Origin of the sequence: Bradyrhizobium sp. SYSU BS000235 (genome assembly GCF_049747295.1) — a bacterium.
In the GTDB taxonomy this organism is placed as follows: domain Bacteria; phylum Pseudomonadota; class Alphaproteobacteria; order Rhizobiales; family Xanthobacteraceae; genus Afipia.
Map to the genome: position 1 here is coordinate 1,249,133 of NZ_JBMHJM010000001.1, position 16,822 is coordinate 1,265,954.

Annotated in this window: 17 protein-coding genes; 13 read left to right on the forward strand and 4 right to left on the reverse strand. The window is 59.9% G+C overall.

What is annotated here, in order from left to right; translation table 11 throughout:
• The first annotated feature begins 15 nt into the window (after positions 1-15).
• Genes ACP0KA_RS05775 through ACP0KA_RS05795 form a run of 5 tightly spaced genes read left to right on the forward strand, consistent with a single transcriptional unit; the run spans position 16 to position 4,878 of the window.
• On the forward strand, positions 16-1,284 hold the full coding sequence (locus tag ACP0KA_RS05775; RefSeq protein WP_424627883.1) for a cytochrome P450: 1,269 nt from the start codon (positions 16-18) through the stop codon (positions 1,282-1,284).
• A gap of 15 nt (positions 1,285-1,299) precedes the next feature.
• Positions 1,300-1,734: a PaaI family thioesterase gene (locus tag ACP0KA_RS05780; protein ID WP_424627884.1), complete on the forward strand. Its 435-nt coding sequence runs from the start codon at positions 1,300-1,302 to the stop codon at positions 1,732-1,734.
• Positions 1,731-2,900, forward strand: coding sequence for an acyl-CoA dehydrogenase family protein (locus ACP0KA_RS05785; RefSeq protein WP_424627885.1), 1,170 nt, complete (start codon positions 1,731-1,733; stop codon positions 2,898-2,900). Before ACP0KA_RS05780 ends, ACP0KA_RS05785 begins: the two co-directional genes overlap by 4 nt.
• Positions 2,901-2,908: 8 nt before the next feature.
• Positions 2,909-4,027, forward strand: coding sequence for a CaiB/BaiF CoA transferase family protein (locus ACP0KA_RS05790; protein WP_424627886.1), 1,119 nt, complete (start codon positions 2,909-2,911; stop codon positions 4,025-4,027).
• A complete protein-coding gene (locus ACP0KA_RS05795) occupies positions 4,024-4,878 on the forward strand; it encodes an FAS1-like dehydratase domain-containing protein (RefSeq protein ID WP_424627887.1) in 855 nt (284 codons plus the stop codon). The genes ACP0KA_RS05790 and ACP0KA_RS05795 overlap by 4 nt, the downstream gene beginning before the upstream one ends.
• A gap of 6 nt (positions 4,879-4,884) precedes the next feature.
• Here ACP0KA_RS05795 and ACP0KA_RS05800 read toward each other — a convergent pair whose 3' ends face one another.
• Positions 4,885-5,682 carry an SDR family oxidoreductase gene (locus ACP0KA_RS05800; RefSeq protein WP_424627888.1) on the reverse strand — a complete coding sequence of 266 codons (798 nt, stop codon included), beginning with the start codon at positions 5,680-5,682 and terminating at the stop codon, positions 4,885-4,887.
• 41 nt (positions 5,683-5,723) lie between these two features.
• Positions 5,724-6,425 carry a PAQR family membrane homeostasis protein TrhA gene (gene trhA, locus ACP0KA_RS05805; RefSeq protein ID WP_424627889.1) on the reverse strand — a complete coding sequence of 234 codons (702 nt, stop codon included), beginning with the start codon at positions 6,423-6,425 and terminating at the stop codon, positions 5,724-5,726.
• Positions 6,426-6,623: 198 nt separating this feature from the next.
• On the opposite strand from trhA, the gene ACP0KA_RS05810 reads away from it, so the two are divergent.
• From ACP0KA_RS05810 to blaBJP, 5 genes are all read left to right on the forward strand, one after another.
• On the forward strand, positions 6,624-8,093 hold the full coding sequence (locus ACP0KA_RS05810; protein WP_424627890.1) for a YcjX family protein: 1,470 nt from the start codon (positions 6,624-6,626) through the stop codon (positions 8,091-8,093).
• Positions 8,090-9,133: a YcjF family protein gene (locus ACP0KA_RS05815; RefSeq protein WP_424627891.1), complete on the forward strand. Its 1,044-nt coding sequence runs from the start codon at positions 8,090-8,092 to the stop codon at positions 9,131-9,133. Before ACP0KA_RS05810 ends, ACP0KA_RS05815 begins: the two co-directional genes overlap by 4 nt.
• Before the next feature lie 138 nt (positions 9,134-9,271).
• Positions 9,272-9,529 (forward strand): hypothetical protein, encoded by a 258-nt coding sequence (locus ACP0KA_RS05820; protein ID WP_424627892.1) that lies wholly within the window; start codon positions 9,272-9,274, stop codon positions 9,527-9,529.
• Positions 9,530-9,851: 322 nt separating this feature from the next.
• A complete protein-coding gene (locus ACP0KA_RS05825) occupies positions 9,852-10,052 on the forward strand; it encodes a cold-shock protein (RefSeq protein ID WP_424627893.1) in 201 nt (66 codons plus the stop codon).
• A gap of 317 nt (positions 10,053-10,369) precedes the next feature.
• On the forward strand, positions 10,370-11,257 hold the full coding sequence (blaBJP, locus tag ACP0KA_RS05830) for a BJP family subclass B3 metallo-beta-lactamase (RefSeq protein WP_424627894.1): 888 nt from the start codon (positions 10,370-10,372) through the stop codon (positions 11,255-11,257).
• A 63-nt stretch (positions 11,258-11,320) separates the two neighbouring features.
• Here blaBJP and htpX read toward each other — a convergent pair whose 3' ends face one another.
• On the reverse strand, positions 11,321-12,235 hold the full coding sequence (htpX, locus tag ACP0KA_RS05835) for a zinc metalloprotease HtpX (RefSeq protein ID WP_424627895.1): 915 nt from the start codon (positions 12,233-12,235) through the stop codon (positions 11,321-11,323).
• Positions 12,236-12,465: 230 nt separating this feature from the next.
• On the opposite strand from htpX, the gene ACP0KA_RS05840 reads away from it, so the two are divergent.
• Complete coding sequence (locus ACP0KA_RS05840; protein ID WP_424627896.1) at positions 12,466-13,689, forward strand: multidrug effflux MFS transporter; 1,224 nt, start codon at positions 12,466-12,468, stop codon at positions 13,687-13,689.
• A 343-nt stretch (positions 13,690-14,032) separates the two neighbouring features.
• Here ACP0KA_RS05840 and ACP0KA_RS05845 read toward each other — a convergent pair whose 3' ends face one another.
• Positions 14,033-14,914, reverse strand: coding sequence for a hypothetical protein (locus ACP0KA_RS05845; protein ID WP_424627897.1), 882 nt, complete (start codon positions 14,912-14,914; stop codon positions 14,033-14,035).
• 302 nt (positions 14,915-15,216) lie between these two features.
• Here ACP0KA_RS05845 and ACP0KA_RS05850 point away from each other — a divergent pair, with 302 nt between their 5' ends.
• Together ACP0KA_RS05850 and ACP0KA_RS05855 are read left to right on the forward strand one after the other, a co-directional pair.
• Positions 15,217-15,519, forward strand: a complete 303-nt coding sequence (locus tag ACP0KA_RS05850; RefSeq protein WP_424627898.1) for a ferrichrome ABC transporter substrate-binding protein — start codon at positions 15,217-15,219, stop codon at positions 15,517-15,519.
• 121 nt (positions 15,520-15,640) lie between these two features.
• Positions 15,641-16,816 carry an efflux RND transporter periplasmic adaptor subunit gene (locus ACP0KA_RS05855; RefSeq protein WP_424627899.1) on the forward strand — a complete coding sequence of 392 codons (1,176 nt, stop codon included), beginning with the start codon at positions 15,641-15,643 and terminating at the stop codon, positions 16,814-16,816.
• Positions 16,817-16,822: the final 6 nt, after the last annotated feature.

The window sequence follows — 16,822 nt, forward strand, 5'->3', positions numbered from 1 at the left end:
CGGAGAATAACGCCGATGCACGGAACGATCAACGCTGCCCGCAATGAGCGTCTCCGGGCTGCTCGCGAAAAGGCGTACGCGACACCCCTGTCGGAATTTCACCCCGGCCACCCCGAGCTGTTTCGGTCAGATACCCTTTGGCCCTATTTCGAACGCCTGCGTAACGAAGAACCCGTCCACTTCTGCTCCACGAGCCCCGTCGGCAACTACTGGTCCGTGACGAAGTACAACGACATCATGCATGTCGACACCAATGCGGCGATCTTTTCCTCCGACGTCAAGCTTGGCGGCATCATGCTGCGCGACGTGGACGAACGATACCAATGGCCAAGCTTCATCGCGATGGACGAGCCCAAACACGGCCCGCAACGCAAGACGGTGTCGCCGCTGTTTACACCGTCTCATCTCGACAGGCTCGCTGTCCTCATCCGCGAGCGCTCCGCGGAGGTCCTCGACAATCTGCCGCGCAATGAAACGTTCAACTGGGTCGAACGCGTCTCGATCGAACTGACGACGCAAATGCTGGCCACGTTGTTCGATTTTCCCTGGGAGGATCGGCGCAAGCTGACCCGGTGGTCTGACATCGCAACGGCGCTGCCAAAAAGCATGATCTACGACAGCGAGGAGCAACGGCTCGCCGAACTCGGCGAATGCGGCGATTATTTCACGCGGCTATGGAATGAGCGCGTCAATGTCGAGCCACGCAGCGATCTGATTTCCATGATGGCGCACAGCGAAGCCACCCGCCAGATGGATCGCGACAATCTGCTCGGAAACCTCATTCTTCTGATCGTCGGCGGCAATGACACCACGCGCAACTCGATGACCGGCTCGGTGCTCGCCCTCAACGAAAATCCGGACGAATACGACAAGCTGCGCGCCAATCCCGCATTGATCGATAGTTTTGTCCCGGAGGTTATCCGCTGGCAGACGCCGCTGGCCCATATGCGCCGGACCGCCCTGCAGGATACCGAACTGGGCGGGAAATTGATCAAAAAGGGCGATCGCGTCGTGATGTGGTATGTCTCGGGCAACCGCGACAGCGACGTCATCGAGAACGCAGACAACTTCATCATCGACCGCGCACGGCCACGCACGCATATGGCTTTCGGCTTCGGCATTCATCGCTGCGTCGGCATGCGGCTCGCCGAACTTCAGCTTAAGATCATCTGGGAAGAAATCCTGAAACGCTTCGACAATATCGAGGTTGTCGGCGAACCGAAGCGCGTGTATTCGAGCTTTGTGAAGGGTTACGAAACCCTGCCGGTGCGCATCAATGCGTAAAATCAGGACCTGAATGTGAGTACATTAAATCCGCCAGAACTGGCGGAGAAAGTTACCAGCCACGGATTTTCAAAAGCCGCGGGCGTCCGCATCGCCCATCTCGAGCCGGGCAAGGTCGAATTGATCTTGCCCCGCCGGGACGATCTGCTGCAGTTTGCCGGCCACTTCCACGGCGGCGTGATTGCGGCACTCGCGGATCAGGCTGCGGGCATCGCGGTGACGAGCAAGCTTCCACAAGGGAAGATCGGCGTCACCGTCGAATTCAAGGTCAACTTTCTGGCCTCCGCCGACGGCGATGAAATCATCGCCAGGGCGGAAGCTATCCAGGTCGGCGGCACCATCGGGGTGGCGACGATCGAGGTTTTCACCAAGAATGAAAATTCAGAACGCAGATGTGCGTTCGGCACGGCTACCATGCGGGCCGTCGATCTGCCAAAAGCATTCTCATGACACAGACAGAACCCAACGATTTTTCCGACATCCGTGAATCCATTGCAAAGCTTTGCGCGCAGTTTCCCGGCGAATATTGGCGCAAGCTCGACCGCGAAATGGCTTATCCTCAGGACTTCGTCAAAGCGCTGATCGACGCCGGCTATCTCTCGGTCCTGATTCCCGAGGAATACGGCGGTGCCGGGCTCAAGCTGTCGGCGGCCGCCGCGATCATGGAAGAAATCCAGCTCTCCGGCTGCAACGGCGGCGCCTGCCACGCCCAGATGTATACAATGGGCGTCCTTCTGCGGCACGGCAGCGATGTCCAGCGCGAGAAATGGCTGCCACGCATCGCCAGCGGCGAGCTCCGCCTGCAGGCTTTCGGCGTGACTGAGCCGACCAGCGGCACCGACACCTCCTCGCTGAAGACCTTTGCCAAACGCGAAGGCAACGGCGACTACATCGTCAACGGCCAGAAAATCTGGACCAGCCGCGCGGAATATTCCGACCTGATGATCCTCTTGGCGCGCACAACGCCGAAAGACCAAGTCGCAAAGCGCACAGACGGCCTGTCGGTCTTCCTGGTCGATATGCAGGAAGCAAAGAAAGCCGGAGGACTCTCGATCCGGCCGATTCGCACCATGATGAACCACTCCACCACGGAAGTGTTCTTCGACAATCTGCGCGTACCCGCTGAAAATCTGATCGGCGAAGAAGGCAAGGGCTTCCGCTACATTCTCTCCGGCATGAACGCCGAACGCATTCTCATCGCCAGCGAATGCGTTGGCGATGCCAAGTGGTTCATCAACAAGGCGAGCACCTATGCCAAGGAGCGCTCGGTGTTCGGCCGTCCGATCGGGCAGAACCAGGGCATCCAGTTTCCGATCGCCAAGGCTTACGCAAACATGCGTGCCGCCGAACTGATGGTGAGGGAAGCGACCCGGCTCTATGAAGCCGGCAAGGATTGCGGGGCCGAAGCCAACATGGCGAAGATGCTGGCTGCGGACGCGTCCTGGGAGGCTGCCAACGCCTGCGTGCAGACCCACGGCGGCTTTGGTTTTGCGGAAGAATACGACATCGAGCGGAAGTTCCGCGAGACCCGACTTTATTCCGTTGCTCCGATTTCCACCAACCTCATTCTGTCGTTCCTTGCCGAGCATGTGTTGGGCATGCCGCGCTCCTATTGAGACGATCCATGCTGCCGCTTGAAGGATTGACCGTTATTGCCGTCGAACAGGCGGTCGCAGCTCCGTTCTGCACGTCACGGCTGGCGGATGCCGGTGCCACGGTTTTCAAAGTCGAACGTCCGGAGGGCGATTTCGCCCGCGGTTACGATGCCGCCGCCAAGGGCCAGAGCAGCTACTTCGTCTGGCTCAATCGCGGCAAGAAGTCCGTCGTGATCGATCTCGTCACCGACGAAGGCCGCAAGACGCTGGAAAAGCTGATCGCTGGCGCCGATGTGCTGGTCCAGAACCTCAAGCCGGGGTCGATGGATCGTCTCGGCTTCACCCGCGAGCGGTTGCGCAAAGACTATCCGGCGTTGGTTTGTTGCACCATCAGCGGCTACGGCGACGATGGCCCCTATGCGGAACGCAAGGCCTACGACCTTCTCATCCAGGCCGAGAGCGGCCTGGCCTCCATTACCGGCGGTCCGGAAACCCCGGCACGCGTCGGCCTGTCCATTGTCGATATCGCGACCGGTGCCACGGCTCACGCCGCCATCCTCGAAGCCCTGATCGCCCGCTCCCGCACCGGCCAGGGCGCTGACATCCGCGTCTCGATGTTCGATGTGATGGCGGACTGGCTGACGGTGCCGCTCTTGAATGCCGAAAATGGCAACACGCCAAAGCGCATGGGCCTCGCCCATACCTCGATCGCGCCCTACGGCGTGTTCCGGTCAAAGGATGGCCGCGATATCCTGATCTCGATCCAGAGCGAACGGGAATGGAAGAAGCTCACCGCCGATGTCATGTCGATGCCGGATCTGCCGAACGATCCGCGTTTTGCCAACGGCGTCGAACGCGTCCGCAACCGCGCACTGACCGACAAGACCGTCGGCGATGTATTCGCGACCATGACGCGCGATGACCTGCTCAAGCGGCTGACGGACGCCGATATCGCCTTCGCCGAAGTCAACACCATGAGCGACCTGTCGGTGCATCCGCACCTGCGGCGCATCGAAGTCGATACACCGAACGGCACCGTGGCGTATCCTGCACCGGCAGCGATCGTTATGGATGAGACGCGCCACTACGGAGCTGTGCCTCCCGTCGGCAATGCAACCGATGAAATCGCAAGTGGAACGAAATCATGAGCGACAAGCTGGATATCGAACATCTGCGCCAATGGATCGGCCGGACCCAGAAGGCGTCCGATATCGTCACCGCTCAGCTCGTCAAAGCGCTTCGCGCGACCTTGTTCATGGAGATCGGCAACCCGGCGGACGGTGACGCCGCGCCGCTCACGACCCATTGGTGCCTGGCGCAGCCAGTGGCGCCGATGAATGAGCTTGGACCAGACGGGCATCCCGCACGCGGCGGCTTCCTGCCGCCCGTGCCATTGCCGCGGCGGATGTGGGCCGGCGGACAATTGGAATTCCTCGACACCTTGCGCGTGGGCGACGACGTGACGCGGTCATCGCGCATCGCCGATGTGACCTTGAAGACCGGCAGCACCGGCGCACTGTGTTTCGTCACCGTCGACCATACGATCACCACAGGCCGCGGCGTCGCCATTCGCGAAAGACAAGACATCGTCTACCGCGACGTCACGCCTGCCGGAACGCAGAAGGCATCTGCTCCGGCTTCTCCTGGTCCAACCGCACGGCACCGGGAAACGCACATGGCGGATCCGGTTCTGCTGTTCCGCTATTCGGCATTGACGTTCAACGGCCATCGGATTCACTACGACCGCGATTACGTCACGAAGGTTGAAGGTTATCCGGGGCTCATCTTCCACGGCCCGCTTCAGGCAAGCTTGCTGGTGGAATTTGCGGCCAAGCTGCATGGCGGTAATGCGCCGAAGATGTTTTCATATCGCGGCGTGCAGCCTCTGTTCGATGGGGCTGACTTCAGCATCAACGCCGACGATGGTGCGAGCGAAATGGCCGTCTGGACCGCAAACGCGGACGGCGTTCCGACCATGAAAGCGACAGCAAGCTGGTAGGTCTGCCTACTTCTTGCCGTGCGCCTCGCGCGTCGCAGCCTGAAGCTTTGCCATGCCGCCGATCCAGCGATCGTAATTGTCGGTCTTCTTCCGCATGTAATCGATCACCTGCGGATGCGGCAGGATCAGGAATGTTTCGCGATCGATCCCCTGCAATGCCGATTCCGCGACCGCTTCCGGCGTGAGATTGCCGTCGCCCGATTGTGGACCTTTCGGCAGGCCGCGCAGCATGTTGGTTTCAACGCCTTGAGGGCAAAGAATCGAAACGCGAATGTTGTGCGCCTTGTGCGAAATCGCGAGATTTTCAGCAAAGCCCACAGCCGCATGCTTGGTGGTAGAGTACGCGGCGCTGCCGACCTGAGACAGAAGCCCCGCGGCTGAAATCGTGTTGAGGAAGTATCCGCCGCCGCGCGCCTTCATGCGCGGGATCAGGTGACGCGCCGCATACACATGCGCCATGACGTGGATCGCCCAGCTTTTCGCCCACGGCTCATCGGACGTACCACCGGCATTTTCCGAGAGCGGATCAAATCCGCCGCCGATGCCTGCATTCGAGCAGAACAAGTCGATCGGACCGAACTGTTGCTCGGTCTTCTCGATCAACTCGCGAATATCGGTTTCTTTGGCCACATCGCAGGCAAATGCTGCGCCGCCAATGGCGTCGGCAACGACTTTCGCGCGCCCGCCATCGAGATCAGCAACAACGACCTTTGAAGCACCCTCGCGGTGGAAGATTTCGCAGAGCGCCTGACCGATGCCATTGGCGCCGCCGGTGACAACAACGACTTTTCCTGAAACTTTCATATGAAAGGTTTAGGTCGGAAAGAGAGCGAGATCAATCGATCTCACGCGCCAACCAGGATCATATCCAGCACAGCCGTATAGTGGCAGGCTGCCGCGAGCAGCACGAACGAATGCCAGATCGCGTTCTGAAACCGCAGCCGCTCCCAGACGTGAAAAATCACACCGAGCGAATACAGTAGTCCGCCGGCTGCGATGAACCAGAGTGTCGACGTCGGCAGTGAGGCGACGACGCTGTCGTAAGCAATCACACCGCTCCACCCAAGCGCCAGATAGAGCCCCACCGCGAGGCGATCGAACCGCCCCGGGAAAAAGATCTTGATGGCGATGCCGGCTGCGGCCACGGACCACACGCCAATCAACAGAGCCATGGCAACGACGCGATCATTCATTTCAGTGAGGAAAGGCGTGTAGGTCGCGGCAATCAGAACGTAGATGGCAGAGTGGTCAAAACGTCGCAGCACCCATTTGACGGGCGAGACCGGCCAGAGATTGTAGGTGGCGGACAGACCCAGCATCGCCAGCAATCCGGTGACATAGACTGACACCGAAATGATTTCCGGAGTGGACGCGTAGATGCCCGCGAGAACGACAAGGGCTGTTGCAGCGATCAATCCGAGGACGGCGCCCAGCACATGCACCACACCGTCCGCAATCAGTTCGGCGCGGTCATAGTTCCAGCGGATCACACCACCGCCCATGCTGCGCTTGTCCGTATTAAACTGTTTCAACCTGAAAATTGTCATCCGTATAACCTGGCGGGACCGACATTGAGCCAATTGACCTAGCTCAAAAACGGTCAATGACTTCTGAAAATGGCTGGTCAAAGGTGATCATAAAGCTGAAACTTGATTTCTGTTTGACAGCCTCCAAATTCAAGGAGCCGTTACTTGATTTATTGCTGCTGCGATTGCCTCCCAGTCCGATAAAGTCTTGATGGAAATATGGCCCCCAGCTTTTCGGACATCGTCGAGGAAACCCGTCTCTCGCTGCGATCCCTGATCGAGTATGGCGAGAATTTGTTGAATCCGACCGTTCGGCTCGGCGTCACGGGCCTGTCACGCGCCGGGAAGACCGTCTTCATCACCGCACTGGTTCACGGCCTGCTGCGCGGCGGCAGGTTTCCCGTCTTCGAATCCCTTGCCACAGGCCGCATCGCCCGTGCCCGGCTTGAACCGCAGCCAGATGATGCTGTCCCGCGCTTTGCTTACGAAAAACACGTTCGCACGTTGATCGACGAACGCCAATGGCCAAGCTCGACGGTCGATATCAGCGAACTGCGGCTCGTCATCGACTATCAGCGTCAGAATGCGGCCACCCGCAGCCTCACGCTAGACTTGGTCGATTATCCCGGCGAGTGGCTGCTCGACCTTCCATTACTCAAGAAAAGTTATGAGCAATGGTCCGCGGAAAGCCTGGCGCTGTCTCGGCGCGAACCGCGGGCGCGGCTGGCGAGAGAATGGCATGCGCATCTGGTGCGCCTCGATCCGGACGGCCGTGAGGACGAACAGGCGACCCTGACGGCCGCCAAACTTTTTACCGAATACCTCCGGGCCTGCCGGGATGAACGCTTTGCCATGAGCCTTCTGCCCCCGGGCCGCTTTCTGATGCCGGGCAGTCTTGCGGGCTCGCCGGCTTTGACCTTTTCCCCGCTCGATGTACCGCAGGATGGCTCGGCACCAAGCGGTTCGCTGTGGGCAATGATGCGGCGGCGCTATGAGGCCTACAAGGACGTCGTGGTGCGTCCATTCTTCCGCGATCATTTTACCCGGCTCGATCGGCAGATCGTTCTGGTGGATGCTCTTGCCGCATTCAATGCAGGCCCCGAAGCGTTGAAGGATCTCGAGGGCGCGCTGTCGGGCATTCTCGACTGCTTCAATATCGGCCGCAGCACCTTCGTCAGTTCGCTGTTTCGCCCGCGCATCGACCGAATCCTGTTCGCGGCCACGAAGGCCGATCACCTGCATCGCTCCAGCCATGACCGGCTGGAAGCGATCTTGAGGCGCATGGTGGAACGCGCGGCCGCGAAGGCGGAATTCGCCGGTGCCGCCGTGGACGTAATCGCGCTCGCGGCGGTGCGCGCGACCCGCGAAGCGGTGGTGCAGCAGGGCCGAGAGAAATTGCCCTCGATCCTGGGGACCCCCGAAGTCAACGAAACTTCAAACGGCCAGATCTTCGATGGCGAGACGGAAGCCGCAACATTCCCAGGTGACCTTCCAGACAACCTCGATGAGCTTTTCACCGGCAAAGCGCCATTTCGCGGACTGACGACAGCCACATCCGAGCATGCCGACTTCCGCTTTCTGAGATTTCGTCCGCCATTGCTCAGCCGGGCTGCTGGCGAAGAGCCGGCGCTACCCCATATTCGTCTGGACCGCGCGCTTCAGTTTCTGGTCGGAGACAAGCTGCAATGAGCGACCGTCCGCAACACCGCAAACCAACAGCTTTCAAGCTCGACGACCCGCGTGTGATCGTGCTGGACGAGGAGAACGAGACTGCACGCCCATTGCGCGGCAAAATTCGCATCACGCCGGATTCCGATCCCGCATTGCTGCCAGTCCCGGTCGACGAACCGTTCGTCCCCGTCCGCAAGGGTTTCGGCTGGGCCAAGGTGTTCTGGGTGGCACTGGGGGCGCTGGTTTTGCTCGGCCTTGGTCTCGGCATCACCAATCTCGTGGAAGACCTGTTCAACCGCAGCCTCAGCCTTGGCTATATCGGGCTGACCTTCGCCATTCTTGCGGTGGTGGCGCTGGTCGCCATCATTACCCGCGAGACGTTAAGTCTTGCCCGGCTTGAAACGATCGAGAAGCTCCACGCACGCGCAAATGCCGTCCTTTTGAATGACGACCGAAAGGAAAGCGACGCTATTGTTCGCGATCTGCTGAAGGTTGCGCATGACAATCCAAGGCTGGCCCGCGCCCGTCTCGCGCTCGAGGAACACGGCCGTGACATCATCGACGGCGCGGACATGATCCGCCTTGCCGAACGCGAGCTCATGACCCCGCTCGATCAAGAAGCGCGCCGGCTTATTTCGAGCGCTGCGCAGCGGGTCTCCATCGTCACGGCGGTCAGCCCCGGAGCGATCATCGATGTCCTGTTCGTGCTGGCGGCAGCACTGCGTCTCGTCCGTCAACTCGCCAGGCTTTATGGCGGCCGGCCGGGCACGCTCGGCCTTATTCGCCTGATGCGGCATGTGATCGCGCATCTTGCCGTCACCGGCGGTATGGCAGCCAGCGACAGTCTGATCCAGCAGGTGTTGGGGCATGGCATCGCCGCGAAGCTCTCCGCGCGGCTCGGCGAAGGCCTGCTCAACGGATTGCTCACAGCGCGGCTCGGCCTCGCCGCCGTGGATGTAACGCGCCCCCTGCCATTCGCGGTCCTCCCGCGCCCAATGCTGTCGGATCTCGCGAAGGACCTGCTCCGCCGCGTTGGCGACGACGAGACAAAATCCTGAACTTCCTGACGAACGTCGTTCGGCAGAGTGCTCCAAGGCTCTCCGCAGACGTGAACCCATGCCGATGGCAGCGCGACCAATTTGCGGTGGTGGATATCGGCAATTCAGCGCGGCCAGCGCATCGTTCAGGAGAAGACCATGCTTCGCACACTCGCTCTTGCCCTTGCCGCCTCCGCTTCCCTTGGAGCGGCCGCTCTGTCCCCGACCGCGGCTTCAGCTCACGGCTGGCACGGCGGCCACTGGGGACATGGCTGGGGCCATCACTATCAAGGAGTGGGATTTGGCTTCGGCCCGGTCTACGTAGATCCCCAATATGTTGATAACGGCTGTTATGTGACCCGCCGCGTCCGCACCGCTCGCGGCATTCGCCTGCGTACAATCAACGTCTGCGATTGATTCCTCGCCTCCCTGCAGACCTTAAATCGCCGGTCGTGGCCATGACCGGCGATTTGCTTTGGCCCGTCAGGCTGCTCACTGAACGCCCATGACGGCTGCGGCTCCTGTCCGCGGGCGAGCCATTTATCAGGTCGAAAGCACCACATTATGAGCCTGACCCAAGGTTTCGCGGCTGCAACAGCCTCAGCGCGGCAATCTGCACAATTAAATCACGTGATTTAGACTACCAAGGCGCAAATATACCGCGTAGCTTATTCTGCGTTGGATACGCCATCTGCGGAGCCGACTGTTTAAAACCGTTCTTATTTCTGGAGACTCATTAATGGCTAAAGGCACTGTGAAATGGTTCAACCCGACCAAGGGGTACGGATTTATCCAACCCAGCTCCGGCGGGAAAGACGTCTTTGTTCATATTTCCGCAGTGGAGAAAACAGGGCGTACGACACTGAATGAGGGACAGGCCGTCGAGTATGAAGAGATTGCCAATCGCGGCAGGACTTCTGCAGAAAATCTCAAACTTTAATTATTAAAACTCTCATCATATTGCGAAGCTCTCAGGCGCGTTTGTATCAAGCTTCGATAAGTGTCCCGGCGGCCGCAAGGTCGCCGTTTTTTTCGCTTTCCCAAATCTTGCCCTTTCCAGACGGCATCATTGAAAAAGGTGCAAGGCTCGTAATACCCACACGCCTTCGCGGATCACGCCGATTTCTATCGCAACCCGAGACGGTGTCGCGCGTCCGTGATCGCGATCCATCAGATGACGCTTGAGCTCGCCGCCTGAATCGCGCTTCAATTCGTCTGCTTAATCGCAACGACAAGAATCAATATCGGGAGGCTATCATGAGGACGCTCGCAGCGGTGCTGTGCGCTTTAACGCTGTTCGCAACCGGCGCGCAGGCGCAAACCGTCAAGGACTTTCTGGCGCAGGTCACCAAGAAGTGGACCACGCCCTTCGAGCCGTTCCACATGATCGGCAACATCTACTACGTCGGCACCGACGGCATTGCCGTGTACATCATCAAGACGTCGCAAGGCCTGATCCTCATGGACACAGCGCTTCCGCAGTCCACCGGCATGATCAAGGACAACATCGCCAAGCTCGGCTTCAAGCTGAGCGACATCAAGTACATCCTGAACACCCATGCTCACTTCGATCACACCGGCGGCTTGGCCGAGATCAAGAAGGAAACCGGCGCTCAGCTGGTTGCCGGCGAACGGGACAAGCCGCTGCTCGAAGGCGGATATTATCCGGGCGATGAGAAAAACTCGGATCTCGCTTTTCCGGCCGTCAAAGTCGACCGCGCCGTTAAAGAGGGCGACAAGGTCAACCTCGGCGACACAACGCTGATCGCGCATGCGACACCCGGCCATTCTCCCGGCTGCACAAGTTGGGAGATGACCGTCAAAGACGGCAATCAGAATCGCGATGTGCTGTTCTTCTGCAGCGGAACGGTTGCGCTGAACAAGCTGGTCGGCCATCCGACCTACGCCGGCATTGTCGACGACTATCGGTCAACCTACGCAAAGGTTAAGGCGATGAAGATCGACGTGCTGCTTGGGCCGCATCCGGAAGTATACGGCATGCAGGCGAAGCGGGCGCAAATGAAGGACGGCGCGCCGAACCCATTCGTCAAGCCGGACGAACTTGCAAGCTATGTGGCAACGCTCGAACAGGATTTCGACAAGCAGCTCGCCAAGCAAACAGCTGCCCTGCAAAAGAGCAATTAGCCGCGAATGTTTGATTTGCGACGCGCGCCGAACGCGCGCGTCGTAAACGACTGGTGGTCCGATCTAACCCCAAGGACCACGCGGCCTGCTGCCGGCGGCTTGGGCCTGAGTGTTCGGAAAACCACCGCGCGATCCGAACTCACCCGCAAGGCGCTGCAACTCGCGGACACGGTTTTCCGTCGAAGGGTGGGTCGAGAACAAATTGTCCACGCCATGGCCCGAAAGCGGGTTGATGATGAACATGTGCGCGGTCGCGGGGCTTCGTTCAGCCTCCATGTTGGGGATCTGGTGCGCGGCATTATCGATTTTGACCAACGCTGACGCCAGCCACATCGGCTGACCGCAAATCCGCGCACCGAGGTTGTCCGCGGAATATTCCCGCGTCCGGCTGATCGCCATCTGCACGATCATCGCAGCCAGCGGCGCCAGAATCATCATCGCCAACGAGCCGACGATACCCGGACCGCCGTTGTTACCGCGATGACCGCCGAAAAACATCCCGAATTGCGTGACCATGGAAATCGCGCCCGCGATGGTCGCGGTCAGCGTCATGATCAGCGTATCGTGGTTTTTGATATGCGCGAGCTCGTGCGCGATCACGCCGGCCAATTCCTCCCTGCTCAGCATTTGCACGAGGCCAGTGGTCGCCGCCACCGCAGCGTTCCGCGGATTCCGTCCCGTCGCGAAAGCGTTGGGCTGCGGATTGTCCATGAGATACACCTTCGGCATCGGCAGGTTCGCGCGCGCGGCCAGCTCAGCCACCAGACGCACCAACTCCGGGGCCGACCGTTCATCGACCTCCTGCGCGCCGTACATCGACAGCACCATCCGGTCGGAATTCCAGTACGCAAACAGGTTCGTCGCCGCAGCAACGACCAATGCGATCATGGCGCCGCTTGAACCGCCGATGAGATAGCCAACGCCCATGAACAGCGCTGTCAGACCTGCGAGCAAAATCGCCGTTTTGAAGTAGCTCAAAGCCGCCTCCTGCCACCCTCAGACCAGGGAATACACCCTTAAATGGTGAGCATGCCCCGGGCGGTTCAAGACCGAATGCTGCGTCGCGGCGTCGCGTCAAACACGCGTTGCGACAGGAGGCTTGACCTGTCTGACGTCAAAAGGCCGTCGGCAAAGCCTTCAACAGCGGCCAACATTTGTTTGATTGTATGATACTCGTCATATAAAAGGTCATCCGAGAGGGCTTTTCAATGACGATCCAGAATCTGAGCCGGAACGAAACACAGGCGCGGCGGACCCCGGCAATCTCGACGCGGATCGTGGTGCTTGCCGCGCTTGCCTCGGTCGGGTCGTTCGCGACAAGCATTTTGCTGCCATCGCTGTCATCAATGGCAAAAAGCCTGAACGTCTCTACTGCTGACGTTGCCTCCGCAATCAGCATCTATCTTGCGGTGTTTGCAGTGGGGCAACTGATTGTCGGTCCGTTGTCCGACCGCTACGGCCGATGGAAGCCGGTCATTGTCGGACTGCTGATCTTCGTTGCAGGCAGTCTCTGGTGTGAATTCGCCACCGACCTGCCCATGCTATTGGTCGGCCGGGTCATCCAGGCATTCGGCGCATGTGCCGCGTCCGTCCTGTCGCGGGCCATCGCCCGCGATCTGCTGAGCGGCGAAGACCTCACGCGGGCGCTGGCCTTCATCATGGTGGCGATGTCCGCCGCGCCCGGTTTTTCGCCGCTGATCGGCGGCATGCTTGAATCAACCTTCGGATGGCGCTCCGAATTTTTCGTCGTCGGCATCTTCGGCGCGATCGTTGCCCTCTGCTTCTTGAAATATGTCGGCGAAACCCACCGTCCGGACGGCAGGGTCTCGATTCAACCAACCGCTATTCTCAAGGCCTATGCCGGCTTGCTGACGGACATGCGCTTTCTCGCGCCGGCCGGCACCATTGGGCTTTTCATGGGCGCGTTGTTCGCGATGTTTTCAGGAACACCGCGTGTGCTGATCGATGGCCTCGGACTGTCGCCGATCCAGCTCGGCCTGTTCTTCGCCGGCACCGTGTTCGTGGTCTTCGCGTCCGGCATGTTGGCGCCGCGTCTCGCGATCAAGATCGGACATGGGCCAGCAACCGTCATCGGTATCGTCATCGCGACGGCCGGCGGCACTGCCCTCTTGGCGGCCCATTGGGCCGATCACTCCGTCTGGAGTTATCTCCTGCCGGTCATCGTGTTTCTGGCGGGTTTCGGATTGGTGAGCCCATTGGCAACCGCGACCAGCCTGCAGCCTTTCGGCGACAGGGCTGGTCTTGCATCGGCGCTTCTCGGATTTTTGCAGATGGCCGGCGCCGCGGTCGGCACCATGATGGCGGCTTCCATCGCCAGCGCAACGCTGGCGGTCGGCGTTGTCCAGGCATCGTTAACGATACTTGGGCTTCTTCTCTACCTCATGGGCAGGCGCTCGGCAGAGGCACGCTGACGGATTGTCAGCAGGACGCCTCCCAGCCTTTTGGAAACGGGATCATCGGCCAGGCTGCAGATCCGGAACAATCGGACGCCCTGTCACCCGGTTCCAGCACGCCACCGCAATACGGACAGGGGTTGTCGTTGGCCGCGCGCGGGAAATCGCTGGAGGTCTCGGCGACCTCGTGAGCGAAAAAGTTAACGACATTGCGACGCGGTTTCAGTCGATCAACGGGCATGCTCAATCCTCTTCATCAGAGATTGCATCATGCCAGCGAGATCATGCTGGTCCGTTCAACTGAACGCTCAAATTTTAGCATTAGATCACGCGGTTCCGAATGTCCGGCCGCGCGAAATTGTTAACGTGCGACGATCAGTCCGCGGCTGGTGACGACAACCCAGCGGCCATCCTGGCGGCGGATCGCATCGACCCGGCCAACACCGGGAAGCGGATCACCGGGAATAACCTCGAAGATGCCCTGGCGGCCCTGCACCGTGGCGGCGCCATCCAGAACCTGGCGCAGCACCCAGCCATCGACGATCGGAAGCCGGTTCGGCTGGGCCGCGGGCGCTGGGGCCGGCGTTGGCGCAACCGAGGCCGTGGCTTCCGCCGCGCGGAGCTTATCAACCGCCTCACTCAATTTTGCCAGCTTCGCGGCCGGTTCGGCCTGCGCCTTCTCGACCTTTTCGACGCGGTCGGTCAGCTTTTCAATGCGATCGGCAAGCTTTCCGGCCTGCGTGCTGTTACCGGAGTTACCGGACTTGAGCGACGATATGTCGGCGTTGAGCTTGGCGATCGCGTTTTCGATCGTTTTGCTATGCTCCGCAGCGGCGCTCGCAACAGCGACCTGCTTCTGGTCATCCTTCAGGAATTGGCCGACGCCGACGGTCGCCAGGGCGCCACCGACCGCACCGACCGAAGCAGCAATCGCGACCACTGCGGCCATTGACAGCGAACGACGCGCTGGAGCCGCTGCGGCTGGTGCAGGTTCCGCATCAAAGGTTTTCTCGCGCTCAGATTCGTTATAGACGAAATCTTCCCATGAGCTGTTTGACGACAACCGCTGCAGCACGATGTCCTTGGGCAGACGAACTGCATCAGCCTTATGGTCTGCCGACGGCTTGTCGGCGCTACCTTTTGACGGATGCAAAACCATGTCCGTCGAATCCGGAACCAACGATGCTTCATTCGCATCATTGTTGTGGGCACTGATCTCGCCGTCGGCGTTGTGGTCGGTCATGGCACTGGTTCCAAAGGGAGTTTGACCATTTGGTAACCACGATTGCTTGAGAAATCGTTACTGTTTCATGATCGGTGCGGCCCCTGGCGGGGCACCGTCCACCAAAACTCTCTGCTCGCTGTTACAATATTCACCCGTGACGTATTGCCCTCCCTGCCCTGTCTTTGGTTGGCGAGCCTACTGACAGTCTGGTAAGGGACGGTCTTGAAAATGCCGGATGACCAGCCTTCACTGACAGCGATATGACGCAAGAGCCTTCATACAGCACTGGTTACGCGAGACGACGGCGCAGGTTACCGCTTGTGGCCACGCTCGTGTTGGGACTGCTGCTGTCACTGTTTCATTGCGCCAACTGCGATCTCGCTTTTGCCGGCTCCGGCTCCGCAACGATCATCGCAAATCTTGATACCACGACATCCCACGATGGACCTGCCGAGCAACAATTGCCCGCACATAGCGGCCATTGTCTGAGCCACGTCTCAGCACAGCCATCTGCGGTGACGCTCATCCCGACCGATCTCGGCCACCGAGCATTCGCCATCGGCTGTGATCAAACCCCGGCGTCCCTCGCAGGCCTGCCGCTTTTCAAGCCCCCGCGCGCCTGATCATCCGCGGCCCCTTGCGGCCCGCTCCCTGTCCGTAGCCTGCAGAGCTACGCGACAGCTTCACGCGTTTAGTTTGACGAGCGAAAGCACGAGCCCATGCGGCTTGTTGCGGGACATTTCAATGAACAGGATTGGCCTATTTGCAGCTAGCGCCGTGGTGTGCGCTGCTATCTTCTGTCCGCCGTTGGCGTCCAGCCACGACGCGACAGCTCCATCGGAAGCCGAACATCATGATGCGCGCATTCAGCTGAGCGATCGACAGATTGAAGCCGGCAATTTTTCCGTTCAGCACGTTGGTCGCGGTGCATTGAGCCAACGCATCACGGTATCAGGCGCCATTGTGCCGAGCGGCGATCACATTGCCAAAGTCTCGGTCAGGTTGCTCGGTACCGTCGCCGAATTGCGCAAACGCCTCGGCGATCCAGTTAAGGAAGGCGAGGTCGTCGCGGTCATCGAAAGTCGCGAGGTAGCCGATGCCAAAAGCGAATACCTCGCAGCACGGCTGGCGTTTGATCTCCAACAGACCTTGTTCACGCGATCGAAGAGCCTGTTCGACTCCAAGGTGCTGAGCGAAAATGATTACCTGCGTGCCCGCACTGCATTCGAGGACGTGCGGATCAAGCTCGAGGTCGCGCGGCAGAAGCTGTTCGCACTTGGCCTTGCCGAGGATCAGATCGCAGCCCTGCCCCAGCAGCCGGTCGCAACGCTGCGACTGCAGGAGCTCCGCGCGCCGATTACGGGCCGCATTGCCGAACGCCGGGTTGATCTCGGATCTCTGGTCGGGCGCGAGGGGCAGGAAAGCGAATTGTTCGTTATCGTGGACCTCGATGTCGTCTGGGCCGATCTTTCCATTCCGGTCGCCGATCTCAACGCCGTCCGCGAAGGACAATCCATTACGTTGAGATCCGGCAACGATGCCGAACCGATCCCGGCTACGATCAAGTTTGTCAGCCCGCTGCTGGACAAGGAAACGCGCCTTGCCCGCGTGATTGCGTCCATCGACAATTCGTCTCACGCCTTGCGGCCCGGCTCTTTCGTCACCGCGGAAATACCCCTGCGCACAACGGCGGCCTCCGTCAAGGTGCCCAAGACAGCCCTTCAGACCATCAAAGATAATGCCGTTGTTTTCGTACGGACGGCAGAGGGCTTCGAGCCACGCCAAATCACAACCGATCGAGAGGATCAGCAATCGATTGAGGTGGTATCCGGCTTATCGGCTGGCGAGCGGATTGCAACAGCCAACACATTCATCCTCAAGGCGGAGCTCGGCAAGAGCGACGCCCAGCATCAGCATTAAGGGCTG

Excerpts from the sequence above, each read along its gene's own strand:
- ACP0KA_RS05775 (WP_424627883.1), top strand. The coding sequence starts at position 16 with ATGCACGGAACGATCAACGCTGCCCGCAATGAGCGTCTCCGGGCTGCT.
- ACP0KA_RS05785 (WP_424627885.1), top strand. The coding sequence starts at position 1,731 with ATGACACAGACAGAACCCAACGATTTTTCCGACATCCGTGAATCCATT.
- ACP0KA_RS05790 (WP_424627886.1), top strand. The coding sequence starts at position 2,909 with ATGCTGCCGCTTGAAGGATTGACCGTTATTGCCGTCGAACAGGCGGTC.
- ACP0KA_RS05795 (WP_424627887.1), top strand. The coding sequence starts at position 4,024 with ATGAGCGACAAGCTGGATATCGAACATCTGCGCCAATGGATCGGCCGG.
- ACP0KA_RS05800 (WP_424627888.1), bottom strand. The coding sequence starts at position 5,682 with ATGAAAGTTTCAGGAAAAGTCGTTGTTGTCACCGGCGGCGCCAATGGC.
- trhA (WP_424627889.1), bottom strand. The coding sequence starts at position 6,425 with ATGACAATTTTCAGGTTGAAACAGTTTAATACGGACAAGCGCAGCATG.
- ACP0KA_RS05810 (WP_424627890.1), top strand. The coding sequence starts at position 6,624 with ATGGCCCCCAGCTTTTCGGACATCGTCGAGGAAACCCGTCTCTCGCTG.
- ACP0KA_RS05815 (WP_424627891.1), top strand. The coding sequence starts at position 8,090 with ATGAGCGACCGTCCGCAACACCGCAAACCAACAGCTTTCAAGCTCGAC.
- ACP0KA_RS05820 (WP_424627892.1), top strand. The coding sequence starts at position 9,272 with ATGCTTCGCACACTCGCTCTTGCCCTTGCCGCCTCCGCTTCCCTTGGA.
- ACP0KA_RS05825 (WP_424627893.1), top strand. The coding sequence starts at position 9,852 with ATGGCTAAAGGCACTGTGAAATGGTTCAACCCGACCAAGGGGTACGGA.
- blaBJP (WP_424627894.1), top strand. The coding sequence starts at position 10,370 with ATGAGGACGCTCGCAGCGGTGCTGTGCGCTTTAACGCTGTTCGCAACC.
- ACP0KA_RS05840 (WP_424627896.1), top strand. The coding sequence starts at position 12,466 with ATGACGATCCAGAATCTGAGCCGGAACGAAACACAGGCGCGGCGGACC.
- ACP0KA_RS05845 (WP_424627897.1), bottom strand. The coding sequence starts at position 14,914 with ATGACCGACCACAACGCCGACGGCGAGATCAGTGCCCACAACAATGAT.
- ACP0KA_RS05855 (WP_424627899.1), top strand. The coding sequence starts at position 15,641 with ATGAACAGGATTGGCCTATTTGCAGCTAGCGCCGTGGTGTGCGCTGCT.